The sequence below is a fragment of the Halococcus qingdaonensis genome, assembly GCF_024508235.1.
GTDB classification, from domain to species: Archaea; Halobacteriota; Halobacteria; order Halobacteriales; family Halococcaceae; genus Halococcus; species Halococcus qingdaonensis.
Genome location: NZ_CP101943.1, coordinates 525,457 through 550,854 on the forward strand (window position 1 = coordinate 525,457; position 25,398 = coordinate 550,854).

Consider the following 25,398-nt stretch of genomic DNA (forward strand, 5'->3'; position numbering starts at 1 on the left):
GATACACCACCGTACTATATTCTTTTCGGTGGTGCCGATTCCGAACTCATTCGGTCGGGCGTTTCAGCGAGAGCACGGTCCGATCGAACGTGCAGACAGGCTCGTCGTCCTGATTGAACGCCTCGACGTGCATCGTGACGACCCCGCGCTCGCCGTCGCTGGTCTCACGCTTCTCGACGACCGTCGAACGCGCGTGAATCGTGTCGCCGTGAAAGACCGGTCGTGGATGCTCGACGTCGTCGTACGAGAGGTTGGCGACGATGGTGCCGTCGGAGGTGTCGGGGATCGTCAGTCCTACGGCTAGCGAGAGCGTGTACAGCCCGTTGACGAGCCGCTCGCCGAACTCCGTCTGGGCGGCGAACTCGCTGTCGAGGTGGAGTGGCTGTTGATTCATTGTCATGTCACAGAACCGCTGGTTGTCGCCCTCCGTCACCGTCCGCCGCTTGTCGTGCTCGATCGTTTCGCCCTCGATGAACTCCTCGTAGTAGCGCCCCGTCATGGACGGACGCTCGCGCGCCGGGGGCAAAAGCCATCGGTCGCCGCCCGCAAATGATGGCGCTGCCGATGCAGTTATACCAATATCTATAGGGCCGGGCGTCCAACGGCTACGGCACGGTCGCCGGCATCGATCCGAACGGCCGGCGGCGAACACCCATTCCATCATGACGACGACAGCTCCAACCGAGTCCGAGGACCCGCCCGAAACCGCCGCCGAGACCGCCCGCCACCAGCTCGACCGTGCGGCGTCACACATCGACGTCGATCCCGGCATCGTCGAGCGACTCAAACACCCGAAATCCGTCCATCAGGTCTCCGTACCGATCGAGATGGACAGCGGTGAGACACGGATCTTCACGGGCTATCGTGCCCACCACGACAGCGCACGCGGACCGTTCAAGGGTGGACTGCGCTACCACCCCGACGTGACCGCCGAGGAGTGCGTCGGGCTCTCGATGTGGATGACCTGGAAGTGCGCGGTGATGGACATCCCCTTCGGCGGCGGCAAGGGCGGCGTCGTCGCCAACCCGAAGACGCTGAGCGAGCGGGAAAACGAACGGCTCACGCGCCGCCTCGCCGAGGAACTCCGCGACGTCGTTGGTCCCATGAGAGACATTCCGGCCCCCGACATGGGCACCAACGCCCAGACGATGGCGTGGTTCATGGACTCTTACTCGATGCAGGAGGGCGAGAGCCATCCCGGCGTCGTCACCGGCAAACCACCCGTGATCGGCGGGAGCTACGGCCGTGAGGAGGCTCCCGGCCGGAGCGTCGCCGTGATCGCCCGCGAGGCCATCGACCACTACGGCCACGATATCGAGGAGGCGACGGTCGCGATTCAGGGCTTCGGGAGCGTCGGCGCGAACGCCGCCCGCCTGCTCGACGAGTTCGGCGCGAACGTCGTCGCGCTCGCCGACGTCAACGGGGCCATCCGCGATCCGGACGGGTTCGACACGCACGACGTCATCTCTCACGAGGAACAGCCGGGGATGGTCTCGGGCTACGATGCGCCCGAGAGCCTCGCGAACGACGAACTGCTCGAACTCGACGTCGACGTCGTGATTCCTGCCGCCCTCGGCAACGTTCTCACCGTCGACAACGCCGACGACGTCCAGGCTGACCTCATCGTCGAGGGGGCGAACGGCCCGACGACGACGCGCGCCGACGAGATCTTCGCCGAGCGCGGGATCCCTCTCATTCCGGATATCCTCGCCAACGCCGGCGGCGTCACGGTCTCCTACTTCGAGTGGCTTCAGGACATCAACCGCCGCGCGTGGACGCTCGAAGAGGTCAACGAGGAGCTGGAAAGCGAGATGTTGACGGCGTGGAACGACGTCCGCGGGGCGTACACGGCTCACGACGACGTGACGTGGCGCGAGGCAGCCTACATCGTCGGTCTCCGGCGCGTCGCCGCGGCTCACGAGGTCCGCGGTCTCTGGCCGTAGATTCAAACCACGCGCCCGTCTCCGTTCAGCATGGCCAGACGAAGCGTCCTCTTCACGCCGGCCGATCGCCCGGAAATGTGCAGAAAGGCCCCCGACAGCGGTGCCGATGTCGTCGTCTTCGATCTCGAAGACGCGGTCGCGCCTGCCCGAAAGGAGGAGGCACGCGACGCGCTCGCCGACCTGCTCACGAGTGAGTTCGATCCCGACTGTGAAGTCTGCGTTCGCGTTACGCCGGAATACGACACTGATCTCGATGTCCTTCTCGACGGCGACCCACGCCTCGACGCGCTGATGCTTCCGAAAGTCGAGCGTGGCGAGGACGTCGCGGCGCTCGCCGACGCGATAGCTGCACACGACGCTGCCTACCCCGTGTTCGCGCTGATCGAGACCGCTGCCGGCGTGCTCGCCGCCGACGCCATCGCCGCGGCCGCGGCCACGACGGCGGTCTGTTTCGGGGCCGAGGATCTCGCCGCCGATCTCGGTGCCCGGCGCACCGACGCGGGAACGGAAGTGCTCTACGCGCGCGAACGGACCGTGCTCGCGGCGAGCGCGGCCGGCATCGACGCCATCGATACGCTCGTGACCGACATCGACGCGACCGAGCGCCTCCGCGAGGACGCCGAGTTCGCGCTCGACCTCGGCTACGACGGCAAGCTCGCCATCCATCCCGCGCAGGTCACGGTCATCAACGACGCCTATACGCCGGCCGACGGCCGCATCGCGTGGGCCGAGCGCGTCCTCGACGCGAAAGCGGACGCCGACGCCGAGGACCGGGGCGTCTTCCGCGTCGATGGCGAGATGATCGACGCGCCGCTGATCGCCCAGGCCGAGCGCGTCCTCGACCGCGCTCGCACCGACGATCCATAACGATAGTTGGACCGACAACTCCGGGGGAATGCGACGCTCTTAACAGCTATCTCTGCAAGGCGGATGTATGACAGAGACAGTCAACCCCTTCGAGAGCTTCCGGACGCAGCTCGACGAGGCTGCGGGCTTTCTCGATCTCTCTGACGGCGAGCTCGAACGGCTCAAACAGCCCGAGCGCATGCTCGAAACCATTCTCTCGGTCGAACGCGACGACGGCTCACTCACGACGCTGACCGCCTTTCGCTCGCAGTTCAACGGCGATCGCGGCCCGTACAAGGGCGGGATCCGCTACCATCCGAACGTCTCACGCGACGAGGTGAAGGCACTATCAGGTTGGATGGCCTACAAGTGTGCGCTCGTCGACGTCCCCTTCGGCGGCGGCAAGGGCGGCATCGTCATCGACCCACACGACTACTCCGAGGCGGAGCTCGAAAGCGTCACCCGGGCGTTCGCCACTGAGCTCCGCCCGCTGGTCGGCCCGGATCGCGATATCCCCGCCCCTGACGTCAACACCGGCCAGCGCGAGATGAACTGGTTCAAGGACACCTACGAACAGCTCGAAGACGTCACCGCTCCCGGCGTCGTCACCGGCAAATCGCTCGACGCCGGCGGCAGCGAGGGCCGCGTCGAGGCGACGGGCCGCTCGGTGATGCTCACCGCCCGCGAAGCCTTCGACTACCTCGACATCGAGATGGACGGCGCGTCAGTCGCCGTCCAGGGCTACGGCAACGCCGGCGCGATCGCCGCCAGCCTGCTCGAAGACCGCGGCGCGAACATCGTCTCGGTCTCCGACTCCAGCGGCGCGATCTACGACCCGAACGGGCTCGACGCCGACGCGGTCAGTGATCACAAAACCGAAACCGGCTGCGTCGCCGACTACCCGAGTACCAAGGAACTCACCAACGAGGAACTGCTGACGCTTGACGTCGATCTCCTCATTCCGGCAGCGCTCGAAAACGCCATCGACGAAGAGACCGCCGAGGAGCTCGCCGCCGACATCGTCATCGAGGCTGCCAACGGCCCGCTCACGCCCGCCGCCGATGACGTGCTCGCCGACCGCGACGTCTACGTTCTCCCCGACATCCTCGCCAACGCTGGCGGCGTCACCGTTTCTTACTTCGAATGGGTGCAGAACCGCCAGCGTTTCCACTGGACCGAAGAGCGCGTCAACGACGAGCTCGAAGCCGTCATCGAGGATGCCTTCGCGGCGCTCATCGACACCTACGAGGAGCGCGATCTTCCCAGTCTGCGCACCGCCGCCTACGTCATCGCCATCCAGCGCGTGCTTGACGCCGCCGAGAAGAACGGGCGTTTCCCCTGAAAGCCCTCGCTCGCGCTGGCGCGCTCGCTCGCCCTTTCAATGTCCACCAGGACCGCACAGCACCGCATTGCGCGCGCCGGGCGCGTGGCCCGGCCCGCGCTCAAGCCCCCGTCCCTCCCCGTGCGGCTGCGATGGGTGGTCCATCGCAGCCGCGTGGCACTCCTCCCGCAACCGCACCGCACAACCTCCGCACCGCAAACCGCCGACAGCACCGCTCAGATCCCCAGCATCAGCGGCCCCATCAGCACACCCATCAGGTGCACGCGGCGCGCGCCGACCATCGCGGGTACCAGCCCGATCAGCGCGCTCGCACAGAACGCGCCGATGCCGATGAACCCCGAAAAGAGGTACGCGAGCACGACCAGCAAGCAGAGCACGCCCACCGACAGATACGTGTAATCGACCCGACCGACTGTCCGCAGATACCGATCGCCGATGACCGGCACGAACACGAAGCCGACCCCAGCGGCGAGGCCGACTCCCGCCAGCAAGAGCGGGAGATCGAGCGGCACACCGGTCGAATCGAGCGCGACCAGCACTCCCGTACGGGGCGATCCGAGCGCGACGAGCGCGAACAGAGCGAAAATCGTGTTGCTGGTGTTGACGCCGCTCGTCGCCACCAGAAAGCCACGCGCGCCGTCGTCGTTCGGCACCGCGGGCAGCGTCACCGTCGCCGCGACGGCCGCCGACACACCCGGGAGATAGCCCACGATCGCACCCGACACCGTCCCGACGAACGCCGTCAGCCCGATCGTTCGCCGGGGCGTCGTCACCGCCGTATCGGCCTGCTCTGGCACCCCGGCCCCGTCGATCGCCTCGATCAACACCGGCGCGCCGAACAACCCAGCGAACAGCGGCATCAACACCCCACCGCTCGCAAGCGGCGCGCTCGGCTCGATGTCGAGCGTCAGCCAGCCCAGCCCGGCACCCAGGAGAAACGAAAGCAGCCCACCGACGCGCGCCGGATTCGATCGCTCGGTGACGATCAGAAAGAGCACGATCCCGGCCAGTACGAGCGGCAGCCGCGCCCGCACCATCGGATACACGGCCACCATCAGCTCCGTCATTGGCAGTGCGAGCGGAACGGCGAGAACGACCGCGAGCGCGCTTCCGAGCGCCGACAGCCGCAACGCCTCGCGCCCTCGCCCCGCGATCACGAGCCGATGACCCGGCAGCGCCGACGCGGCCATCGCCGCATCCGGCACACCGAGCGCGAGCGTCGGCACTACGTCGAGAAACGTGTGCGTGACGCCGGCAGCCAACATCGCCGCCCCGACGAACAGCGCGGGTCCCGGAACCTGCGGCGCGGCCGCCGCCAACAGCAGCGCGAAGTTGTTCGCGTGCAGCCCGGGCACGAGACCGCTTACCGTCCCGAGCGCGATCCCGCCGGCGACGAACCCGAGCGCTGGGAGTGCGGATTCGGGGGCGAACACCACGCTCTCGGTCAGCGATACCATCCGCTACGGAGTGGTCGCGCCATCCGACGTAAACGCTCGCACCGCTATCCACGACGAATAAATCGAGAAGTGAGTGGGTCGGGAGGGGTCTATTTAGCCGAACAGCTCGCCGAGGCCCTCGCCGCCAGCGTCGTCGTCTTCGTCGTCATCCGCTTCCTCCTCTTCGGCCTCGTCGGCTTCCTCTTCGGCCTCGTCGGTGTCGGCCTCGCCGCCGGCCGCTGCGCCACCGGCACCGCCAGCGCCGCCCGCGGGCACTGCGGCGGCCTGCTCGACGGCATCCTCGATGTCGACGTCCTCGAGGGCGGCCACGAGCGCCTTCACACGCGACTCCTCGACGTCCGCACCGGCCGCTTCGAGGATGTCCGTGACGTTCTCTTCGTTGATCTCTTCGTCCGTCTCGTTCAGGATGAGTGCTGCGTAAACGTATTCCATTGTTGTATCAGTAGTGTTTTTCAGCCGAACATTTCGCCGAGACCCTCGCCTGCGTCGCCGCCGTCGTCATCATCGTCTTCGTCGTCGGCGTCAGTGTCGGGTTCGGACTCGGTGTCGGCCGATTGATCGTCGCTCGATTCGTCGTCGCCCGTCTCGGCAGGGGCCGTGACACCGCGGAGCTCCTCGGGCAGGGCCTCCTCGTCATCGATGTTGGCCGCGAGCGCACGCATCTGTGCGTCCGCGCGGCTCACGAGATCGTCGGCGAGGGATGGGCTGGCGATCGCTGCCTCTAGGCCGAGGCTCTTTGCCTCGGTGCTGCCCTTGCCGAGCAGCGTCCCGGCGGTCTCTGCGGTCGGATAGGCTGCGTTGACCGAGAGGTTCCGCCCGGCGGCAGCGGCCGCCTCGACGTCCGCCCGGTACTCGTCGATGTCGATGGCCAGCTCGTCGGGTTCGAACAGGATGCCGTCGGCGTAGACGCTTCTGAGATCGAGACCCACTTCCTTGGGCTCGATCTCGAGCTCGCCGAGCACGTTCGCGAGGGTCGGGGAGACCTCCTCGCCCTCTTCCAATACTGTGGAGTCCTCGGTGACCTGGATCGAACCGTCCATGATCCGCGCGGCCGCGCCGACCTGCTGGAGTTCGCCGACGAACGGCCCCGGGTCGATCCCGGTGTCGCCCTCGGGGATCTCGATCGGGTTGGGTGCGACCTCGCCGGCGTTGATCGGTGCCGGGGTCTTCGAGGCTTCGAGCTCGCGGTAGAGACCGAACGGGTTGGCGTCGGCACCGATGAGTCCGACCTGTCCGTCGACCTCGTCGGTCAGCTCCTCGACGCCATCGTCGGCGTCGTCGAGCGCGCGCACCAGTAGCGTGTTGCGTGCGACGCGGAGCTCGGCCGAACCGTGGAGATCGCGGCGCATCGCCTGAAGCTGTCGGCTCGGAATCCCCGCGATGGAGACGATGCCGACGCTCTCGTACGTCTCGATGAGCTCGGCGAGATCGGCGACCTCCTCGCGCTTCCAGTCGGGAACCGTCTCGGTCTGGTGGTCGCCCTCGGCGGACATCAGGCCACCTCCACGGACGGCCCCATCGTGGTTTTCACGTACATCGTGTCGATGTTGAGGGGACCCTTCTCGAGGTTGGCTTCGAGTCGCCGGACGATGACGTCGATGTTGTCGGCGATCTCGTCGGCGCTCATGTCGGCCGCGCCCACTCGCGTGTGGAACGTCCGCCGGTCGCGGCTTCTGAGCTGCACGGTGTTCTTCATCCGATTGATCGTCTCGACGACGTCGTCGTCGGGCTGGAGCGGCGTGGGCATCTTCCCACGCGGGCCCAGCACCGTCCCGAGATACCGACCGATATCCTGCATCATGTCGGCCTCGGCGATGAAGAAGTTCGTCTCGCCGGCGAGGTCTTTGGCCTCGTCGTCGTCATCCCCGAGCTCTTCGAGCTCGTCACCGTCGAGGACGTCGTCGGCGACCTCCTCGGCGCGGAGGGCGGTCTCGCCCTCGGCGAAGACGACGATGCGGGTCTCCTGGCCAGTGCCTTCCGGAAGAACGATGCTCTCGTCGACGCGGTTCGATGGATCGTCGAGGTCGAGATCGCGCAGGTTGACGGCGAGGTCCACCGTCTCACCGAAGTTCCGCGGTGGGGCCTCGTCGAGTGCGCGTGTCACGGCCTCTTCTATGTCCTGATCTGCCATTTTCCACCTCCGTAGTACGCCTTCACGGCTGCTACGGCGTGAAACAGGCGACGCCTGTCTCGTCGTAAAACCACCGCCGTGTCCGTTTAAACTCGTCGAAGCGAACCGACTACTCGACGAGGTCGGGTTCGTCGTCCTGTCGTGTCCACTCCAGTTCGAACTCGACGGTTCGCTCGGCCGCGCCGAATCGCGGGGACTCTTCTTCGACTTCGACCTCGAACTCGCAGGGGTCGGTCGGGTCGATACGGACGTGCTCACCGCCGACGGCGAGCGTGAGCTCACCCTCGCCGCGCAGCTCTTCGGCGAAACTCTCGAAGATATCGGCGACCGCCTCACGGCTCAGCTCGCGTTCGGTTTCGTACTCGTCGGACATGCCCACGAGGCTACTCTACAACGATGCCTAAACCTACCGGTACGGTTCGGATCTGTGATATCGGAACGAGACGGTCGTTCGTGCAGTTACGCTTCCGCGAGCACGTCGTCGTACTGACCGTCATCGACGCGGTCGTCGAAGGTGCGTGCGTCCTCACCGTCGATGGTCACGCCGAGCGAGACGCAGGTGCCGGCGACTTCCTTGGCGGCGCTTTTGGTGCCGTAGGCCAGCAGGTCGGGCCCTTTCTGCTCGGCGACCTGTTTGACCTCCTCGACCGAGATGTCGGCGACGAAGTCCTTCTGGGGTTCGCCGCTGCCCGTCTCGAAGCCCGCCGTGTCCTTGACGAGCGCCGCGGTCGGCGGTACACCGACGGAGATCGAGAAGGCACCGTCGTCGTCGTAGTCGACGGTGACGGGGACTTCCATCCCGTCGAACGCTTCGGTTTCGTCGTTGATGTCGCTCACGACCTCCTGGACGTTCACCGGCGTCGGGCCGAGCTCCGGGCCGAGCGGCGGCCCCGGATCGGCCTCCCCGCCAGGAACGAGCACTTCGATGGTTCCAGCCATATCCGGAGAATCGTCGCCGCGAGGTTAAGGATTGCTTTTCTACTGTCGGTCGGAAGTATACTGTCGGACGGAACTGATCGGAAACCGTGAGGCGAACTATCGCTCGTTGCAGTGAATTTTCCCGATCCGAGCTCCACGTGCTTCCGTCAGACAGTATAGCTACCACTCGTCGTCGTGCGAGCGTTTCGTCGTCTCTCGGTTGTCACGGGAGCCCACGTCCCGAGCGCCGACCGACAGTATCGGCGAGCGGATGTGAAGGACTTTTCGACGCCCACGCCTCATCTCCGGGCGATGGGGCTGGAAGACGAGATCGAGGACCTCCGCGACGAGATAGCGGAGACGCCGTACAACAAGTCCACGGAGGCCCACATCGGGCGGCTGAAGTCGAAACTCGCCGAGAAAAAGGAGAAGCTCGAAAACCAGTCCTCCGCCGGCGGTGGCCAGGGCTACTCGGTCGAACAGACCGGTGACGCGACGGTGGCACTCGTTGGCATGCCGAGCGCGGGCAAATCCACGCTGTTGAACGCGCTCACGAACGCCGAAAGCGAGGTCGGCTCCTACGAGTTCACGACGCTCGACGTGAACCCCGGCATGCTCAAACACAAGGGAGCCAACATCCAGCTGCTCGACGTGCCCGGGCTGATCGAGGGCGCGGCGGGCGGTCGCGGTGGCGGCCAGGAAGTGCTCTCGGTGATCCGGACCGCCGATCTCGTCGTGTTCGTGCTCTCGGTGTTCGAGATCGATCGGTACGAACCGCTCGCGCGCGAACTCTACGAGAACAAGATCCGTCTCGACAGCCGGCCCCCGAGGGTTCGCATCACGCCGAAGGGCAAGGGTGGTATCGACGTCACGACCGCCCCGGAGGTCGATCTCGCCGACGACACCGTTCGTGAGGTGCTCCGCGAGCGCGGCTACGTCAACGCCGACGTCGCCATCACCGAACCCGTCGATCTCGACGGGCTGCTCGATGGGATCCTCGACAATCGGGTGTATCTCCCCTCGCTGGTCACCGTGAACAAGGCCGACCTCATCGAGCGCGACTATCTCGATACCGTGAACGAGGAGCTCCGCGAGCAGGATATCGATCCGGAGGAGGCAATCTTCATCAGCGCCGCGGAAGGGAGAGGTCTCGACGCGCTCACCGATCGGATCTGGGAGGCGCTGGGACTCATCCGCATCTACATGGACAAGCCCGGTCGCGGGACGGACTACGAGGAGCCGCTGATCCTGGAAGCCGGCCAGACCGTCGGCGACGCCTGCGAGAAACTCGGTGGCGAACTGGAAGATCGGTTCCGCTTCGCGCGCGTCTCCGGTCCGAGTGCGAAACACGACGACCAGCAGGTCGGGACGGATCACCAGCTCCGCGACGAGGACGTCCTCCGTATCGTCGCGCGCCGCTGATGGCTCGCGTCTCCGCCCGGCGACGACTACTCGCCGTGATCGTGCTCGGGCTCGTCCCGTGGACGATCGTCACCGGGGCGGTGCTCACGTTCGTCTTCCCGTTCGGGCTCGCGAACACGACGCCGCTGCATCTCACGCCGCTCACCGACTACCTCCGATTCGCCGGCGGGTTCGCCGCGCTACCCGGATTTCTGCGCGCGTGGCCGACGAGCGTGTTGCTCTACCTCGGCGCGCTGGTCAGCGCCGTCGGTGGCGTTCTCGGTCGCGAGGATCGGCGCGTGACGGGTGGGCTGCTCGTCCTCGCCGGCGTGAGCCATCTGGGTCTCGCCGTCGGCTTCCTGCGGACCGGCCGGCTGGCGATCCCGCTCGGGCCGGTTCTGGCGCTCGCGCTCGCGTGGTGGTGTTACTGGCCCGCGCTGCGGCGGACGGTCCCGTAGTCTTTTGCCCGCGCGACGGGTACGGCGGCGCATGGACGCACTGCTCGATCACACGATGATGCGGGTCGCGGATCTCGACGAATCGATCGACTGGTACGCCGAGCATCTCGACTACGAGGAGAAGGGTCGGATGGAGGCCGACACGTTCACGAACGTCTTCATGGGGCCAGCAGACGCCCACGAGGACGCTGCGCTCCTCGAGCTCACCTACAACCACGACGGGCGCTCCTACGAGCTCGGTGATGCGTGGGGCCACATCGCGGTCAGAGTCCCCGAAGGCGAACTCGAAGCGGCCTACGACGAGCTGATGGACGAGGGCGTCGAGGACTATCGCGATCCCGAATCCTGTGGCGGGCGCTACGCGTTCGTCGAGGATCCCGACGGCCACGAGATCGAGATCGTCCAGCGCGACCACGGGGCGAAATGGAGCATCGACCACACGATGATGCGCGTCACCGACGCCGACGAGCAGATCGGTTTCTGGACCCGGAAGTTCGAGTACGACGAACGCCCCGAGGGCCGCTGGGAGGCCGATTCCTTCGCGAACTACTTCGTCGAGCCAACCGACGCGCCCGAGGAGGCGATGAGTGTCGAACTCACCTACAACTACGACGACCGCTCCTACGAACTGGGCGATGCATGGGGCCACGTCGCGGTGCGCGCCGACGATCTCGACGATGCCTGGGACACGCTCATGACCCGCGGCGCGGCGGATTACCGCGATCCCGAATCCTGCGACCACCAGTACGCCTTCACGAAGGACACCGACGGCCACGAGATCGAGATCGTGACGCGGTAGCGGCAGCGGGTGCGGTCCTGGAGGATGAAGGGCGAACGAGCGAACGGAGTGAGCGAGTGAGGGCTTCGGCGGTGCTGTGCGGTTTGCGGTTCGGGACGGTTTGCGGAGCGGGTGGTGAGTGATTGTACCGCGAGCGAACGCAGTGAGCGAGCGGGCCGACGACCGACCGTAGGGAGGGAGGAGGTTTTTGGTCCAGATTTTGCCAGGGAGGGAGCGCGCCTCGCGCGCGACCGACCGCAGCAAAAGGTGGGCTTTTAATCGCCCGAGCGGGTAGCTGTGGCGCAATGGACGTGGGTTCGGCCGACAACTTCACGCGGATGGGAACGCTGGGTGTCGAGGAGGAGTTCTACATCGTCGACGATGCGGGGCGGCCCACGGCGGGCACCGACGAACTCGTCTACGAGATGGAGCCGCCGGCGATCCTCGACGACAGGCTGGCCCACGAGCTGTTCAAGTTCATCATCGAGACGCAGACGCCCATCTGTGAGGATCTCGCGGATGCGCGCGAGCAGTTCGTCGCGGTCCGTGAGGCGCTCGTCGAGCACGCCGCCACCCACGGCTATTCCATCGCGGCAGCTGGTCTCCATCCCGCAGCCCAGTGGCGCGAGCTCGAACATGCCGAGAAACCGCGCTATCGCGCTCAGCTCGATCGAATCCGCTATCCACAGTTCCGCAACACGACGGCGGGGATCCACGTCCACGTCGGTGTCGACGACGCGGAGAAGGCGACGTGGATCGCGAACGAGCTGCGCTGGTATCTCCCCGTGATCCTGGCGCTGTCGGCGAACTCACCGTTCTGGAACGGGTTCGATACCGAACTCGCCTCCGCGCGCGCAAAAATATTCGAGGGATTGCCGAATACGGGGATGCCGACGCCCTTCGAGAGCTTCGCGGCGTTCCAGCGCTTCGAGCGGCGGATGGTCGAGTTGGGCTCCATCGACGACCGCGGCGCGCTCTGGTACGATGTGCGACCCCACACCGGCCACGGCACCGTCGAGGTGCGCGCGCCCGACGGCCAGGCCGACCCCGAGATCGTCTTCGCGTTCGTCGAGTACGTCCACGCGCTCGTGATGGATCTCGCCGAACGGTACAACGACCAGCGGGAACCCTGGGCGGCCTACCGATCTAACGGCCACGGATCGTCGGACGGACTTCGCCGGGAGTTCCTCGACGAGAACAAGTGGCGTGCGCTCCGGCACGGTCACGACGCGTCGTTCGTCGATCGCGAAGGAACGGGGACGATCGCCCTCGACACGCTCGTCGAGCGCGAGTGTGATCGCCTCGGGATCGACGGCATCGGCGCGGTCGCGGCCGCCGAGAGCGGCGCAGCCAGACAGCGCCGGCTCCTCCGCGAGGAGGGCCTCGACGCGCTCTGTCGGTCGCTCGTGCTGTGAGGAAGGCTTTTGCCCGGCGATCGACTCCGTTCGGACATGGACGACGATGCCGACGAGATCGAACCCGACGACGTCCGCGCCGAACTCGACCGCCAGCGAGCGGACGTCGTCGACGACCGGATGGACGAGGGGCTCGTCGATCTGCTCTCGCGGGCGCTCGACACCGACACGCGCACGCGAGTGTACGTCTATCTCCGACGACAGCCGGAGTCGACCGTCGAGGAGATCGCCACCGGCACGGGGTTGTATCCGGCCGCCGTCCGGCGTGTTCTCGACGAGTTCGACGACGAGCAGGTCGTCGAGCGCCACGACGGCGACGAATCGACGTACACGGCCGCACGACCCGACGAACTGATCGACGCCGCGATCGATCGGTTCCGCGACGAACTCGAAGGGCTGTTCGCGCCGCGTCGCCGCGAGCGCCGAAACGGGGGGAGACGCTCCGAACCGGTGACGATCCCCGTCGAAGCGGCCGATGACAACGAGCGGTAAGGAGCGACATCCCTAAGCCACGGGCGAGTCTGTGACGGGTATGCAGGTCGCGCTCGGCGGCACGTTCGACCCGATACACGACGGCCATCGACGGCTGTTCGAGCATGCCTTCGAGCGTGGCGACGTCACGGTGGGGCTGACGAGCGACGAACTGGCGCAGGAAACACGCCACGAGGAGCGCCACGTTCGTCCGTTCGAGCAGCGACGGGCGGATCTCGCCAACGAGTTGTCCGCCCTCGCCGACGAACACGACCGTTCGTACGAGATCCGTCGTCTCAGCGAGCCGACCGGCATCGCCGTCGAGGAGGGGTTCGACGTACTCGTCGTCTCGCCCGAGACCGAAACCGGCGGCAAGCGCGTGAACGAGCGCCGCCGCGAGCGCGATCTCGACCCCCTCGACATCGAGGTCGTCGATCATCTTACTGCCGAGGACGGCGGCATCGTCTCCAGCACGCGCATCGTCAACGGGGAGATCGACGAACACGGCAGCCTCACGCCCGAGCGCGAGGGTCGCCCGCACCCGAACTGATCACCACTCCGGCGGATCGAGCCCTGCTTCGTCGAGGACGTCCCGCCAGCGTTTCTGGACCGTGAGCCGCGCGACGCCGACAGCCTCGGCGACGGTCGACTGGGAACGCCGGTCGCCGGCGATGAGCGCGCCGGCATAGAGGCTCGCCGCCAGCACCGCCCGTTTCGACCGCTCGCGTTCGGGCACCGTCGAGAGGAACAGGTCGGCGGCGCGCTCGCGGGCCCTGTCGTCGAGCGAGAGCTCGTCGGCTGCCGTATCGAGTTCGGCGAGCCACTCCTCGTTCGCGAGTTCGTCGCGCGCCCGGTACATGGCCGAGGATAGGGTCTACAGGGGATAAATGGTCCGCGGGCCGTCGTTCGGCAGATCGGAACGGCCAGCCATGCTCGGATTCGTCCCAATCAGTTGTGAGGGAGGAGGGTAGAAAGTAGGGGAGAGGAGAGGGTGGAGAAGAGTCGGTCGCTACTCGTACTTCTCGGGGTAGGCTGTCGCCAGCCGGTCGGCATCGATCCGCGCGCGAACGGGATCGATGACCGACGAGACGTATCCTGCGGCGGCGTTTTTCAGGTCCTGTGGGTGGAGCTCGCCGCTCACAAAGTCGGCTTCGAGCTCATCGTAGCTCTCGTAGGTGAGATCGCCACCGTACTCGTCGGGCCGCTCGATCTCGAACGACTCGCCGCGTTCGTCCAGAATCGGGAAGACGAGGTAGTCCATGTATTCGAGCACGCCGTTGTCCTCGACCTCGCCCTGTGGGCAGTACGCGCCCTGGAGTTTCTCGGCCACGGTGTTGGCGTCGTCGGTGAGATTGACTTTCGAGGTCGCGTCGGAGGCGCTCATCTTCCCGCCCGAAAGTCCCGCCAGCAGCGGCGCGAACACACAGACCGGGGGTTCATCGCCCCGGTCGGCGAACAGCTCACGGCTGAGCATGTAGATGCCGCGCTGGTCGATCCCCCCGTAGGCGATGTCGGCATCGAGCGCGTCGATGTCGAGGGTCTGCATCAGCGGGTAGATGAGACCGCCCAGTTTGGGGTTCTCGGACTGGCGGACGACCTCGCTGCCGGCACGCTGTACTCGTGAGATGGTGGTGTCGGCGGCCATTCTGAGCAGTTCGAGCGAGTACTCGGCATCGAGTTCGAACTCGCGGCCCTCGACGAACTCGATTTCCTTGGGATCGGCACCGGCCGCCGCGACCATCCCCTCGATCGCCTCGCGGTAGTAGGCCGTGCGCTCGTCGAGCAGCTCGAAGGGGCTCTTCTCGTCGTCGAGGTGGGCGTGGAGATCGGCGATCAACACTGTGACGTCGAGGTCCGCCCGGAGGAAGTCCGCGAGCTTGCGGATCGTCGTGAAGTGGCCGATATGCATCTCGCCGGTCGGCGCGTAGCCGACGTAGATCGTCGGATCGTTCTCGAGGAGATCGTCGAGCTCCTCGTCGGTGACGACCTCGGCGGTGTTGCGCGTCACGAGCCGTCGGCGCTCGCTGTCGTTCATACCTGTCGTGTCCTGTGCGCGCTGTTAAGCGATTCCCTTCGTCCGACGGTGAAAGACCCATTCCGCCGGAACCCCTACCGATAGCGTGTACACCGGCAAGACCGAGCAACCCTGCTGTCTCTGTGGCGATCCCGACACCACCACGCGCCTCGATCTGCCCCCGCGAGCCGTCCAACTGCTGAAGAACTCGGGCCCGATCGCCTGGCGCGATATCGTCGGCGAGGTGTCGATCCACTTCTGCGCGAGCGACTGGGGGCTCGTCCGCGAGCTGGTGCTCGACATGGGTCTCAACCCGCTCTCGCGCTGCAACGCGGCCCGTGCCTCCCTCGACATCCGCGAGGATTTCGAGGCGCTGCTCAACGACGTACGCGACGAACCCGACCAGACCGATCTCGAAGCGCGCATGCAGCGAGAAAGCCGGCGGGTCATCCGGGAGTTCGACGAGGACGAACTGAGCGAGCAGCGCGATCTCGTGGAGGCGAAGATTCGGCTCTGGAGCTTCGAGGAGCTGGGCGTCGCGGCGGTTTGACTACTCGCGCCGCCGGTTGCGGTGGACGATGCCGACGTTGTTCGCCGTGTTCTCGGTGAATTCACGGAGTGCGTCGGCAGTGTCGCCATCGCCGAGGACGAGCGGTGCGCCATCCTCGCCTTCGCGCACGCGCGGATCGAGCGGGATCTCGCCCAAAAACGGCATGTCGACGTCGGCGGCGAACTCGCGACCACCACCCCGTCCGAAGAGGTCGTGTTCGCTGCCGCAGTCCGGGCAGACGAACCCGCTCATGTTCTCGACGATTCCGAGGACCGGAGTTTCGTGCTTGCCGAACATCTCCAATCCTTTCCTGGCGTCGTCGACGGCGACCTCCTGAGGCGTGGTGACGATGACGGCACCGGCGATGGGCACGCTCTGGAGGAGGGTGAGCTGCGTGTCGCCAGTGCCGGGCGGGAGGTCGACGACCATGTAGTCGAGCGCGCCCCATTCGACGTCCTCGAACAGCTGGGTGAGAACCTTGTGAACCATCGGGCCGCGCCAGATGACGGGATCGTCTTCGCCCACGAGGAAGTCCATACTCATCAGCTTCATCCCGTACTTTTCGGGCGGGATGAGCTGCTCCTCGGCGGTGGCCTTCGGGCGTTCGTCCGAGCCGACCATTCGCGGGACGTTCGGGCCGTAGATGTCGGCGTCGAACAAGCCGACGCGCGCGCCGAGTTGGGAGAGGCCGGCAGCGAGGTTCACGGCGACGGTGGATTTGCCGACACCGCCCTTCCCGCTGGCGACGGCGATGACGTTCTTCACGCCCGGCAGCACCTCCTCCTCGCGTTCGATATCTGCGGTGAGTTCGCTCTCGATCCCCTCCGCATCGAGTACCTTGCGCACGCGGGCGGCGATGGCGCTCTCGGTGGGCGAGTAGGGCGCGCCGAGCGCGAGCGAGATGTGAGCGATGTCGTCCTCGATACGGACGTCGTTGACGAGGTTTCCCGAGACGATATCCGTGCCGAGATCGGGATCCTCGACCTCGCGAAGCAGCGAGCGCACGTCGGATTCGTTCATGCTGAATCCTGCCCTGCGCGAGCGATAAGGATTGGGACCCGTCGAGAGCCGACCTGGGGGCGGTCCGTTGTTCTTAAATACCCGCGTCGGGATAGAGTGCATACGACGTACTGTAGGGGGATCGCCCCCGAGTCCGGGAGGGCGAAACTACGAACGGGTCGTGGTAGCCAAGTCTGGCCCAAGGCGCAGGGTTGCTAACTCTGTGGCGCACAGCCTCCGGGGTTCGAATCCCCGCCACGACGCTCGAATCACCCCACCATGAGTGCAGAAGACCCAGACACACAGGCCGAGGACGAAGAGGAGGACATCCGCTACTTCGTCCGCATCGGCCAAACCGACCTCGACGGGACGAAAAGCGTCGAGCGCGCGCTAACCGGCATGAACGGCGTCGGCCGGCGCACCGCTCGCATCATCGCCGAACAGGCAGAGATCGACCGCACGGCGACCCTCGGTCGTCTCGACGACGACGATGTCGAATCGATCGTCGAGCACGTCGAAGGGTTCGCATCGGACGTGCCGGCGTGGCTCACCAACCGCCCGAACGACTACTTCACGGGCGAGTCGAGCCACGAGGTCGGCAACGACCTCTCGCTGACGCGTCAGCAGGACATCAACCGCATGCAGATGATCAGCTCTTACAAAGGTGTGCGTCACGAGCGCGGCCAGAAGGTCCGCGGTCAGCGCACCAAATCCACCGGCCGCTCGGAGGGTACCATCGGCGTGAACGTCGAAGCGCTTCAAGAAGAGATGGAAGAGGAGGCGGAGGGCGAGTAGAATGGCCCTCGGCTCCAACACCAAAGGCTACGAGACGCCGAACCACCCCTTCCAGGGCGAGCGCATCGCCGAGGAGTCGAACCTCATCGGCCGCTACGGCCTGGCGAACAAGGAGGAACTCTGGCGCGCCCAGTCCGAACTTCGTGGTTTCCGCCAGGAGGCACGACGACTGCTCGGTGACGCCCAAGGCGACGCCGAGACGGCCGAGCGCGAGGGCGAGGCGTTCCTCGACCGGCTCCGACGGCTCGGCATCCTCTCGGAAAACGACAGCATCGACGACGTGCTGAGTCTCGAGGTCACCGACGTACTCGAACGCCGCCTGCAGACGGTGGTCTACCGGGAAGGACTGGCGAACACGCCCAAACAGGCCCGTCAGTTCGTTTCTCACGGCCACATCGTCGTCGACGACGCGCGGGTGACGGCACCCTCGCGGAAGGTTGCCATCGCCGAGGAGGACAGCGTGGCCTTCGACGAGACGAGCTCGCTCGCGGACGAACTGCATCCCGAACGCGCGGAGGGCCAGGAATGAGCGCCGAAAACGAGACCGAGGACCGCTGGGCGGTCGCCCACGTCTTCGCGTCGTTCAACAACACCATCATCTCCGTCACGGACCAGACCGGTGCCGAGACGCTCGCCAAATCGAGCGGCGGCACGGTCGTCAAGCAGAACCGTGACGAGGCGTCGCCGTACGCGGCGATGCAGATGGCCGAGACCGTCGCCGAGGAGGTGCTCGCCCAGGGTATCGAGGGCGTCCACGTCAAGCTCCGCGGTCCCGGTGGCAACCTCCAGCAGAGTCCGGGGCCGGGCGCACAGGCGACCATCCGAGCGCTCGCGCGCGCCGGTCTCGAGATCGGCCGTATCGAGGATGTCACACCGATCCCGCACGACGGGACACGCGCCCCCAAATCGAGCGGGTTCTGACCGATGAGCACCGAGTACGACGTCGAGTTCGTCGATCACGACGAACGCGAAGCGCGTTTTCTCGTCCGGGGGATCACGCCCGCGTTCGCCAACGGCATCCGCCGGGCGATGATCGCGGACGTGCCGACCCTCTCGATCGACACCGTCCGGGTAGTCGAGAACTCCTCGGTGATGTTCGACGAGCAGATCGGCCATCGCCTGGGGATGGTGCCCCTCGCCGCACCGCCCGACGAGTTCGAGATGGGCGAGAGCGTCACCCTCGGTCTCGACGTGTCGGGGCCCGACACGGCCTACTCGGGCGATCTCCAGAGCATGGACTCGATGGTCGAGCCCGCCGAGCAGAACGTTCCCATCATCGAGCTCAAGGACGACCAGCGCCTCGAAATCGAGGCCGATGCTGTTCTCGACACCGGGAAGACCCACGCCAAACACCAGGGCGGCGTCGCCGTCGGCTATCGTCATCTCCAGACCGTGGACGTCGTCGGCGACCGCGAGGAGTTCGCCGACGAGGAGCCGAACATCCTCCGCGGCGTGATCGAGGACGACGGTGAGCTGATCCCCACCGAGGAGTTCGACAACGACCTCACCGAGCGCTATCCCGGGAAAGAACTCGACGTGCAGGACGTGCCGAACGCGTTCGTCTTCGACGTCGAGACGGACGGCTCGATGAGCGTCGAGGAGCTGGTGCTCGCGGCGGTCGATTCGCTCGACGCGCGCGCGACCGAACTCAGCGAGGCCGTCCAACTGTGATCGATCGCCCCACGAACCAGTCGCGAGCGCGCGTGCCGACGGTCGGCGAGCCAGCGGTGGCGACGCCGAGAAGTGTGTCGGCGACCGAAACTGGTTTGTGGGGACGGGAGAAAAACGAATTCGCGTGCAGGGATAGCCAAGTCAGGTCAACGGCGCAGCGTTCAGGGCGCTGTCTCGTAGGAGTTCGCAGGTTCGAATCCTGCTCCCTGCATGGTTTCTCAGACAACTTATGAACAAAACGAACCCGAGACTCACGAGTCTCATCGCCGAGTTACAGTCGGCCGCCAGCGAACGGGATAGCCCCGTCTGGCAGACGGTGGCCGACCGCCTCGAAAAGCCCCGGCGGACGTACGCCGAGGTGAACCTCGGGCGGATCGAACGCTACGCGAACGAAGACGAGACAGTCGTCGTCCCCGGCAAGGTGCTGGGCAGCGGCGTGCTCGAAAAGCCCGTCACCGTGGCGGCGGTCGACTTCTCGGGCACGGCCGAGACGAAGATCGAACAGGTCGGTGAACCGCTCACGCTCGAAGACGCGCTCGAACGGCATCCCGAGGGTGCCGACGTACGGGTGATCCGATGAGCGCCGAATTCGAGCCCGACATCGTGATCGACGCGCGCGACTGCATCCTCGGTCGCGTCGCCAGTCAGGTCGCCGAGCGCGCCCTCGACGGCGAGACGATCGCGATCGTCAACGCCGAGGAGGCCATCATCACCGGCAGCGACGACGATGTGATGGACGTCTTCGAGACGCGCGCCGAGCTCGGCTCCGACAGCGGGCCGTACTACCCGAAACGCCCGGATCGCATCATGAAACGGTCGATCCGTGGCATGCTGCCCTACAAGCGCCCGCGCGGTCGCGAGGCGTTCGAAGGGATTCGGGTCTACATCGGCGATCCCTTCGACGCCGACGCCGAGATCCTGGATGGGACGTCGTTGGATCGGCTCTCGAACATCAAGTTCGTCCAGCTCGGCGACGTCAGCGAGAACCTGGGCGCGAACGTCACGTGGTAACTAACATGGTAACGAACACATCCGGCAAGAAGAAGACCGCCATCGCCCGCGCGACCGTCTCGGACGGCGAGGGTCGCGTGCGCGTCAACGCACAGCCCGTCGAACTCGCCGAACCGGAGCTCGCGCGGCTGAAGATGCTCGAACCGTTCCGCATCGCCGACGAGCAGCGCGAGAACGTCGATATCTCCGTGGACGTGCGCGGCGGCGGGACGGTCGGACAGGCCGACGCGGTGCGGACGGCGATCGCACGCGCACTGGTGCAGCACTCGAACGATGCCGAACTCCGTGACGCGTACATGGAGTTCGACCGGTCGCTGCTCGTCAACGACGTCCGCCAGTCCGAATCCAAGAAGTGGGGCGGTCCGGGCGCACGGGCACGCTACCAGAAATCCTACCGCTGATGGGTGGTCGATAGTTATGATGGTCCCGGTCCGGTGTTTCACGTGTGGTAACGTCGTCAGCGAGCACTGGGAAGCGTTCGAATCCCGCGTCGAGGATGGCGAGGATCCGGGCGAGGTCCTCGACGATCTCGGGGTGGATCGCCACTGCTGTCGACGGATGCTCGTCTCGCACACCGACCTCGTGGACATCGTGGCTCCCTATCAGTGATGTCGATGGCAAGCCAACGCTACAACCGCTACGAGAAGGCACGCATCATCGGCGCGCGAGCGCTCCAGATCGCCTACGGCGCGCCCGTGCTGGTAGGGACCGACAGTACCGAACCGATCCTCATCGCGGCCGAGGAGTACGACGCCGACGTATTGCCGTTCACCGTCAAACGGGGTGAGCGATGACGCTCGTCACCGAAATCCGGCTTCGCGAGGTGCTCGACTCGCGCGGCAACGCGACCGTCGAGGCCGAGGTCACGACCGAATCCGGCGGGTTCGGTAGGGCAGCCGCCCCGAGCGGCGCGAGCACGGGCGCTCACGAAGCGACCTCATCGCCCGCCGGCGAGGCGATCGCCGCCGCCCGCGAGCACGCCGTTCCGCGCATCGAGGGCCAGGTCTACGCCGGCGATCAGCGTTCGATCGACGCGGCGCTGCGCGCCGCCGACGGCACTGGCGATTTCTCGACGATCGGCGCGAACAGCGCTGTTTCGATCTCGATGGCCGCCGCGAAGGCGGCCGCCGACACGCTCGGTGCGCCGCTGTACCAGCATCTCGGCGGCGCGTTCCGCGGCGACGAGCTGCCCACGCCGCTCGGCAACGTCATCGGCGGTGGCGAGCACGCGGCCGACGCGACCGACATTCAGGAGTTCCTCGCCGTGCCGATCGGCGCGCCGAGCGCATCCGATGCGGTCTTCGCCAACGCGGCGGTCCACGAGACGGTCGGCGAGATCCTCGCCGATCGTGGCGTGCCGGCCGCGAAGGGTGACGAGGGCGCGTGGGCACCGAACATCGACGACGAGGAGGCGTTCGAGGTCGTCGCCGAAGCGACCGACAGGGTGGCCAACGAGGTCGGCTTCGCGATCAGCATGGGCCTCGACGTGGCCGCAGCTGAGATGTACGACGCCGACGAGGAGACCTATCGGTACAGCGACACCGAACGCACGCCCGACGAGCAGATCGAGTACGTCGCCGAGCTCGCCGACGAGTACGATCTCGCCTATGTCGAGGACCCGCTCGACGAGGAGGACTTCGCGGGCTTCGCCGATCTCACCGATCGGGTCGACGAGACGCTGATCTGTGGCGACGATCTGTTCGTGACGAACGTCGAGCGCCTCGAACGCGGCATCGAGGCCGACTCGGCGAGCGCTATTCTCGTCAAGCCGAACCAGATCGGCACGCTGTCGGATGCCGTCGACGCCGTCGAACTCGCCGTCGAGAACGGTCTCACGCCGGTGATCTCTCACCGGTCGGGCGAGACCGAGGACACGACGATCGCACACCTCGCCGTGGCGACCGCCGCCCCGTTCATCAAGACGGGCGCGGTCGCCGGCGAGCGAACAGCGAAACTGAACGAACTCATCAGAATCGAGGAAACCGCATGAGCGACAACGAAGAGGGTCTCGAAGCGGCCGAAACGGAGATCGACGAGGAGCCGACCGGCGAGGCCGGCGCGAATCCCGCAGAGGACCCCGACACAGACGTCAGAGACGAATCGAGCGACGACCAATCGGACACCGACACGGGTCCAACCTTCGACGAGGACGTGATGGCCGACGAGGAGGCCGACCTCCTCATCCCCGTCGAGGACTATCTGGGTGCTGGCGTCCACATCGGCACCCAGCAGAAGACCCAGGACATGGAGCGGTTCATCCACCGCGTGCGCACGGATGGGCTCTACGTCCTCGACGTAGGGCGCACCGACGAGCGGGTCCGCACGGCGGCCGATTTCCTTGCGAACTACGACGCCGAGAACGTGCTCGTGGCCTCCTCGCGTCAGTACGGTCGGTTCCCGGCCGAGAAGTTCGCCGACGCGATCGGCGCGCGTGCCCGGACCGGACGGTTCATTCCGGGGACGCTGACCAACCCGGACTACGACGGCTACATCGAACCCGACGTACTCGTCGTGACCGACCCGATCGGCGACTCGCAGGCTGTCACGGAGGCCGTCACCGTCGGTATTCCGGTGATCGCGATGTGTGACTCGAACAACTCCGTGAGCAACGTCGATCTCGTCGTGCCGACGAACAACAAGGGGCGACGGGCGCTGTCGGTCGTCTACTGGCTGCTCGCCAACGAAACCGTCGACCGCACCGGTGGCGAGCCGGGCTACGCGCTCGATGACTTCGAGGAAGGCATCTAATTCGTCAGCGGTTACGATCGATCCACGAACGGAACTTCTCGAAATCGTTTGCGCCACACTGCCGAGCGATGTTTCGGAGCGTGCCGGTCGCGATCTCGCCGTGTAGCGGGACCGTCACGGTTCGCACCTCGTCCGTTTCGGGGTGTTCGTAGCGGAGTTTGAGATGGCTCCCGGTTCTGTCCTGTGGATAGTAGCCGTTGTCGATGAGCACTGTGGCGACTTCTTCGCCGGTGAATCGACGCACCATCTATTTCTCGGTGTCGAACCAGGGTGCGTCGGGGACGGTCGGCTCGTCGGGGACCGTTTCGGGATCGATGCCCCACTCGCGGAGGTCCTCGGCGGTGATCGCTTCGCCGGCTTCGCCCGCATGGAGCGCGACCGCTTCGTCGAGGTTTTCGAGTGCCTCCTGTCTGGTGCGCCCCTGTGAGGTGACGCCGTGCTCGCCGACGTTTTCGTCCGTCGCGACCCACCAGTCATCCTCCTCCGTGAGCGTGATCCGCCGCTGGTCGGCGCTCATAACTCCGCTATGGGAGATGGCTACTTATCCCTTCGTGTGGGGGACACGAGGAACACCCGTCGCCAGCGGAGCGTGGTTTCCGATCGCCTGCTCTACGCCTGCTCTGACTGCGGCTGCGGCACTGTGAAGTCGAATTTCAGATCGTCGGCTTCCCGACCGTCCCGAAGAAGACGCCCGATAAATGCGGTCTTTCCCCGTGAATACGTCGTCAGATCATCGTTTTCGTGGGCTAACTCCCGTTTCAACTGTCCGTACTCTTTGCGCAACTCGGGACGTTCACGGAGCACCTCACGGGTGACGACGCTGATCTTCCATTTGTCACCCGACGTGGCGAAAACGTGATCGTTGAACCGCTGGCCGTCGTCGAGGCGGAAAACGGGATGCCAGCTACTCGTGTTTTCGAGACGAGTGCCACCTAGCTCGACTTCGAGTATCCGTGAGATATCGGTCACCGCTCTGTCCTCGACGACGATATCGATATCGACGATGTTCTTCGCCGGCAGATCCGGAACTGCGGTCGAGCCGACGTGTTCGATACGTTCGACACACTCGTCGAGACCGTTGGAAAACACGATATCGTCGAGCCGCTCGCGCTCGTCCGCGAATCGCTCTCTCCATTCCCCATATCGGGATGATATCAGCTCGATAGGGTCGTCGTTTGGGTTGACCATTATTCAGCGATATGGAGCGAGCTACTTCCGTTTTGTCCCGTCAGTTCACCACTTTCTGGGTCATGTACTGACCGATGCTGTGATCGCTGTCGTTTTGTTTCCGATTTCGAAATCGACCGGTTAGCCGACGCATTCGCAACGACTGTTAGGCTCGCCCGCAGAGAACGCGCATGACCGTTTCGAGCGCCCCCGGGAAGGTCTATCTCTTCGGCGAGCACGCGGTGGTCTACGGCGAACCCGCAGTGCCCTGTGCCATCGAGCGCCGCGCGACGGTCGAGGTGTCGGCGCGCTCGGACGGTCGGCTCCGGGTCGATGCCGGCGATCTCACCCTCGATGGGTTCACCGTCGAGTACGGCGGCGACGGCGTGCCCGACGTGGACGTCCCGCAGTCGCTGGTCCAGGCCGCGACCGGGTACGTCGACGGTGCGGTCGCACAGGCTCGCGATGCGGCCGACGCGCCCGACGTGGGCTTCGACGTGGCCATCGAGAGCGCCATCCCGCTCGGGGCGGGACTCGGCTCGTCGGCGGCGGTCGCGGTCGCAGGTATCGACGCCGCGACGCGCGAACTCGGCGTCGAACTCTCCACCGAAGAACTCGCCGAGCGCGCCTATCGCGTCGAACGCGAAGTCCAGAGCGGCGAGGCCTCGCGCGCGGACACGTTCTGTTCGGCGATGGGCGGTGCAGTCCGGGTGGAGGGCGACGACTGCCGACGGCTCGACGCGCCGAACCTGCCATTCGTCATCGGCTACGACGGCGGTGCAGGCGACACCGGTGAACTGGTCGCGGGCGTGCGCGCACTCCGCGAGGAGTACGATTTCGCCGCCGACACGGTCGAAGCCATCGGCGATCTCGTCCGCCGGGGCGAGCGCGCGCTCGACGAGGGCGATATCGCCGAACTCGGGCGGCTGATGGACGTCAACCACGGCCTCCTGAGTGCGCTCGGAGTCTCGTCGCGCTCGCTCGACGCGATGGTGTGGGCCGCCCGCGAGGCGGGTGCGCGCGGCGCGAAACTGACGGGCGCGGGCGGCGGTGGCTGTATCGTCGCGCTCGACGAGAGCGAAGCCAGTCGGACGGCGCTCGGCTACACGCCCGGCTGCGTGGAGTCGTTCCGCGCCGAACTCGACTTCGAGGGCGTGCGCCGGGAGGACGGATGACGCTGTCTTTGCGAGCAAAGTCGTTCGAAACGGCGAATCCGTTTCGTGATCTCGAAGTGCCGAAGGCACTTCGAAGAGTCATCGGAAGACCGCAGGTCTTCCGAGATG

General features: G+C 66.0%; 35 protein-coding genes and 2 tRNA genes. 24 read left to right on the plus strand and 13 right to left on the minus strand.

Going from position 1 to position 25,398, the window contains the following annotated elements:
• Positions 1–46: 46 nt before the first annotated feature.
• Positions 47–499 (minus strand): MaoC family dehydratase, encoded by a 453-nt coding sequence (locus NO363_RS02770; protein WP_256686730.1) that lies wholly within the window; start codon positions 497–499, stop codon positions 47–49.
• Between the two features lie 163 nt (positions 500–662).
• Here NO363_RS02770 and gdhB point away from each other — a divergent pair, with 163 nt between their 5' ends.
• The 3 genes from gdhB to NO363_RS02785 all read left to right on the plus strand — a co-directional run bounded on the left by gdhB (position 663) and on the right by NO363_RS02785 (position 4,131).
• A complete protein-coding gene (gdhB, locus tag NO363_RS02775; protein WP_256686731.1) occupies positions 663–1,943 on the plus strand; it encodes a glutamate dehydrogenase GdhB in 1,281 nt (426 codons plus the stop codon).
• 30 nt (positions 1,944–1,973) lie between these two features.
• Positions 1,974–2,810: an HpcH/HpaI aldolase/citrate lyase family protein gene (locus NO363_RS02780; RefSeq protein ID WP_256686732.1), complete on the plus strand. Its 837-nt coding sequence runs from the start codon at positions 1,974–1,976 to the stop codon at positions 2,808–2,810.
• Positions 2,811–2,877: 67 nt separating this feature from the next.
• Positions 2,878–4,131, plus strand: coding sequence for a Glu/Leu/Phe/Val family dehydrogenase (locus NO363_RS02785; RefSeq protein WP_256686734.1), 1,254 nt, complete (start codon positions 2,878–2,880; stop codon positions 4,129–4,131).
• Positions 4,132–4,346: 215 nt separating this feature from the next.
• Here the strand turns inward: NO363_RS02785 and NO363_RS02790 are convergent, their stop codons facing one another.
• The 6 genes from NO363_RS02790 to NO363_RS02815 all read right to left on the minus strand — a co-directional run bounded on the left by NO363_RS02790 (position 4,347) and on the right by NO363_RS02815 (position 8,658).
• The gene (locus NO363_RS02790) at positions 4,347–5,588 is read right to left on the minus strand and encodes a tripartite tricarboxylate transporter permease (protein ID WP_256686735.1); all 1,242 of its coding nucleotides are present in this window, start codon (positions 5,586–5,588) and stop codon (positions 4,347–4,349) included.
• 93 nt (positions 5,589–5,681) lie between these two features.
• Positions 5,682–6,020 carry a 50S ribosomal protein P1 gene (gene rpl12p / locus NO363_RS02795; RefSeq protein ID WP_256686736.1) on the minus strand — a complete coding sequence of 113 codons (339 nt, stop codon included), beginning with the start codon at positions 6,018–6,020 and terminating at the stop codon, positions 5,682–5,684.
• A 20-nt stretch (positions 6,021–6,040) separates the two neighbouring features.
• The gene (locus tag NO363_RS02800) at positions 6,041–7,081 is read right to left on the minus strand and encodes a 50S ribosomal protein L10 (protein ID WP_256686737.1); all 1,041 of its coding nucleotides are present in this window, start codon (positions 7,079–7,081) and stop codon (positions 6,041–6,043) included.
• Complete coding sequence (locus NO363_RS02805; RefSeq protein WP_007742308.1) at positions 7,081–7,719, minus strand: 50S ribosomal protein L1; 639 nt, start codon at positions 7,717–7,719, stop codon at positions 7,081–7,083. The genes NO363_RS02800 and NO363_RS02805 overlap by 1 nt, the downstream gene beginning before the upstream one ends.
• 109 nt (positions 7,720–7,828) lie before the next feature.
• Positions 7,829–8,092: an amphi-Trp domain-containing protein gene (locus tag NO363_RS02810; RefSeq protein ID WP_256686742.1), complete on the minus strand. Its 264-nt coding sequence runs from the start codon at positions 8,090–8,092 to the stop codon at positions 7,829–7,831.
• A gap of 86 nt (positions 8,093–8,178) precedes the next feature.
• Complete coding sequence (locus NO363_RS02815; RefSeq protein WP_256686744.1) at positions 8,179–8,658, minus strand: 50S ribosomal protein L11; 480 nt, start codon at positions 8,656–8,658, stop codon at positions 8,179–8,181.
• 291 nt (positions 8,659–8,949) lie between these two features.
• Between NO363_RS02815 and NO363_RS02820 the strand changes: the two genes are divergently transcribed.
• From NO363_RS02820 to NO363_RS02845, 6 genes are all read left to right on the plus strand, one after another.
• Positions 8,950–10,059, plus strand: coding sequence for an OBG GTPase family GTP-binding protein (locus NO363_RS02820; RefSeq protein WP_256686745.1), 1,110 nt, complete (start codon positions 8,950–8,952; stop codon positions 10,057–10,059).
• A complete protein-coding gene (locus NO363_RS02825) occupies positions 10,059–10,496 on the plus strand; it encodes a TIGR04206 family protein (RefSeq protein WP_256686746.1) in 438 nt (145 codons plus the stop codon). Before NO363_RS02820 ends, NO363_RS02825 begins: the two co-directional genes overlap by 1 nt.
• A gap of 31 nt (positions 10,497–10,527) precedes the next feature.
• The gene (locus NO363_RS02830) at positions 10,528–11,295 is read left to right on the plus strand and encodes a VOC family protein (protein ID WP_256686747.1); all 768 of its coding nucleotides are present in this window, start codon (positions 10,528–10,530) and stop codon (positions 11,293–11,295) included.
• Positions 11,296–11,579: 284 nt separating this feature from the next.
• Positions 11,580–12,689 (plus strand): glutamate--cysteine ligase, encoded by a 1,110-nt coding sequence (locus NO363_RS02835; RefSeq protein ID WP_256686749.1) that lies wholly within the window; start codon positions 11,580–11,582, stop codon positions 12,687–12,689.
• A 36-nt stretch (positions 12,690–12,725) separates the two neighbouring features.
• Entirely contained in the window at positions 12,726–13,181 is a 456-nt protein-coding gene (locus NO363_RS02840; RefSeq protein ID WP_256686750.1) for a helix-turn-helix domain-containing protein, read from the plus strand.
• Between the two features lie 40 nt (positions 13,182–13,221).
• Positions 13,222–13,710, plus strand: a complete 489-nt coding sequence (locus NO363_RS02845; protein WP_256686752.1) for a phosphopantetheine adenylyltransferase — start codon at positions 13,222–13,224, stop codon at positions 13,708–13,710.
• Here the strand turns inward: NO363_RS02845 and NO363_RS02850 are convergent, their stop codons facing one another.
• Both NO363_RS02850 and NO363_RS02855 read right to left on the minus strand, forming a co-directional pair.
• Complete coding sequence (locus tag NO363_RS02850) at positions 13,711–14,019, minus strand: transcription initiation factor IIB family protein (protein WP_007742319.1); 309 nt, start codon at positions 14,017–14,019, stop codon at positions 13,711–13,713.
• Between the two features lie 150 nt (positions 14,020–14,169).
• A complete protein-coding gene (locus NO363_RS02855; RefSeq protein WP_256686754.1) occupies positions 14,170–15,195 on the minus strand; it encodes a tyrosine--tRNA ligase in 1,026 nt (341 codons plus the stop codon).
• Between the two features lie 85 nt (positions 15,196–15,280).
• Here NO363_RS02855 and NO363_RS02860 point away from each other — a divergent pair, with 85 nt between their 5' ends.
• Entirely contained in the window at positions 15,281–15,724 is a 444-nt protein-coding gene (locus tag NO363_RS02860; RefSeq protein WP_256686756.1) for a DUF7960 family protein, read from the plus strand.
• Here the strand turns inward: NO363_RS02860 and NO363_RS02865 are convergent, their stop codons facing one another.
• Positions 15,725–16,744: an Mrp/NBP35 family ATP-binding protein gene (locus NO363_RS02865; RefSeq protein ID WP_256686758.1), complete on the minus strand. Its 1,020-nt coding sequence runs from the start codon at positions 16,742–16,744 to the stop codon at positions 15,725–15,727. It abuts the gene before it with no gap.
• 157 nt (positions 16,745–16,901) lie between these two features.
• Between NO363_RS02865 and NO363_RS02870 the strand changes: the two genes are divergently transcribed.
• The 13 genes from NO363_RS02870 to rpsB all read left to right on the plus strand — a co-directional run bounded on the left by NO363_RS02870 (position 16,902) and on the right by rpsB (position 22,948).
• Positions 16,902–16,986, plus strand: a tRNA-Ser gene (locus tag NO363_RS02870).
• 16 nt (positions 16,987–17,002) lie between these two features.
• Positions 17,003–17,518, plus strand: coding sequence for a 30S ribosomal protein S13 (locus NO363_RS02875; RefSeq protein ID WP_256686759.1), 516 nt, complete (start codon positions 17,003–17,005; stop codon positions 17,516–17,518).
• Between the two features lies 1 nt (position 17,519).
• Positions 17,520–18,047, plus strand: a complete 528-nt coding sequence (locus tag NO363_RS02880; protein ID WP_256686761.1) for a 30S ribosomal protein S4 — start codon at positions 17,520–17,522, stop codon at positions 18,045–18,047.
• Positions 18,044–18,439: a 30S ribosomal protein S11 gene (locus NO363_RS02885; RefSeq protein WP_007742328.1), complete on the plus strand. Its 396-nt coding sequence runs from the start codon at positions 18,044–18,046 to the stop codon at positions 18,437–18,439. The genes NO363_RS02880 and NO363_RS02885 overlap by 4 nt, the downstream gene beginning before the upstream one ends.
• A gap of 3 nt (positions 18,440–18,442) precedes the next feature.
• Complete coding sequence (locus tag NO363_RS02890; protein ID WP_256686762.1) at positions 18,443–19,189, plus strand: DNA-directed RNA polymerase subunit D; 747 nt, start codon at positions 18,443–18,445, stop codon at positions 19,187–19,189.
• Between the two features lie 126 nt (positions 19,190–19,315).
• Positions 19,316–19,400 (plus strand) — tRNA-Leu (locus NO363_RS02895).
• An 18-nt stretch (positions 19,401–19,418) separates the two neighbouring features.
• The gene (locus tag NO363_RS02900; protein ID WP_004055416.1) at positions 19,419–19,769 is read left to right on the plus strand and encodes a 50S ribosomal protein L18e; all 351 of its coding nucleotides are present in this window, start codon (positions 19,419–19,421) and stop codon (positions 19,767–19,769) included.
• Positions 19,766–20,200: a 50S ribosomal protein L13 gene (locus tag NO363_RS02905; RefSeq protein ID WP_004055415.1), complete on the plus strand. Its 435-nt coding sequence runs from the start codon at positions 19,766–19,768 to the stop codon at positions 20,198–20,200. The genes NO363_RS02900 and NO363_RS02905 overlap by 4 nt, the downstream gene beginning before the upstream one ends.
• Before the next feature lie 5 nt (positions 20,201–20,205).
• The gene (locus NO363_RS02910; RefSeq protein WP_007742331.1) at positions 20,206–20,601 is read left to right on the plus strand and encodes a 30S ribosomal protein S9; all 396 of its coding nucleotides are present in this window, start codon (positions 20,206–20,208) and stop codon (positions 20,599–20,601) included.
• Between the two features lie 16 nt (positions 20,602–20,617).
• Positions 20,618–20,809, plus strand: a complete 192-nt coding sequence (locus NO363_RS02915; protein ID WP_256686766.1) for a DNA-directed RNA polymerase subunit N — start codon at positions 20,618–20,620, stop codon at positions 20,807–20,809.
• 5 nt (positions 20,810–20,814) lie between these two features.
• Complete coding sequence (locus tag NO363_RS02920; RefSeq protein WP_256686768.1) at positions 20,815–20,994, plus strand: DNA-directed RNA polymerase subunit K; 180 nt, start codon at positions 20,815–20,817, stop codon at positions 20,992–20,994.
• Positions 20,991–22,190: a phosphopyruvate hydratase gene (gene eno, locus NO363_RS02925; protein WP_256686769.1), complete on the plus strand. Its 1,200-nt coding sequence runs from the start codon at positions 20,991–20,993 to the stop codon at positions 22,188–22,190. The genes NO363_RS02920 and eno overlap by 4 nt, the downstream gene beginning before the upstream one ends.
• The gene (gene rpsB, locus NO363_RS02930) at positions 22,187–22,948 is read left to right on the plus strand and encodes a 30S ribosomal protein S2 (protein ID WP_256686771.1); all 762 of its coding nucleotides are present in this window, start codon (positions 22,187–22,189) and stop codon (positions 22,946–22,948) included. The genes eno and rpsB overlap by 4 nt, the downstream gene beginning before the upstream one ends.
• Before the next feature lie 4 nt (positions 22,949–22,952).
• Here rpsB and NO363_RS02935 read toward each other — a convergent pair whose 3' ends face one another.
• The 3 genes from NO363_RS02935 to NO363_RS02945 all read right to left on the minus strand — a co-directional run bounded on the left by NO363_RS02935 (position 22,953) and on the right by NO363_RS02945 (position 24,136).
• The gene (locus NO363_RS02935; protein WP_256686772.1) at positions 22,953–23,195 is read right to left on the minus strand and encodes a type II toxin-antitoxin system HicA family toxin; all 243 of its coding nucleotides are present in this window, start codon (positions 23,193–23,195) and stop codon (positions 22,953–22,955) included.
• On the minus strand, positions 23,196–23,465 hold the full coding sequence (locus NO363_RS02940; RefSeq protein WP_256686773.1) for a type II toxin-antitoxin system HicB family antitoxin: 270 nt from the start codon (positions 23,463–23,465) through the stop codon (positions 23,196–23,198).
• A gap of 92 nt (positions 23,466–23,557) precedes the next feature.
• The gene (locus NO363_RS02945; protein WP_256686775.1) at positions 23,558–24,136 is read right to left on the minus strand and encodes a GrpB family protein; all 579 of its coding nucleotides are present in this window, start codon (positions 24,134–24,136) and stop codon (positions 23,558–23,560) included.
• A 170-nt stretch (positions 24,137–24,306) separates the two neighbouring features.
• Between NO363_RS02945 and mvk the strand changes: the two genes are divergently transcribed.
• Positions 24,307–25,290 (plus strand): mevalonate kinase, encoded by a 984-nt coding sequence (gene mvk, locus NO363_RS02950; RefSeq protein ID WP_256686776.1) that lies wholly within the window; start codon positions 24,307–24,309, stop codon positions 25,288–25,290.
• The last annotated feature ends 108 nt before the right edge of the window (positions 25,291–25,398 follow it).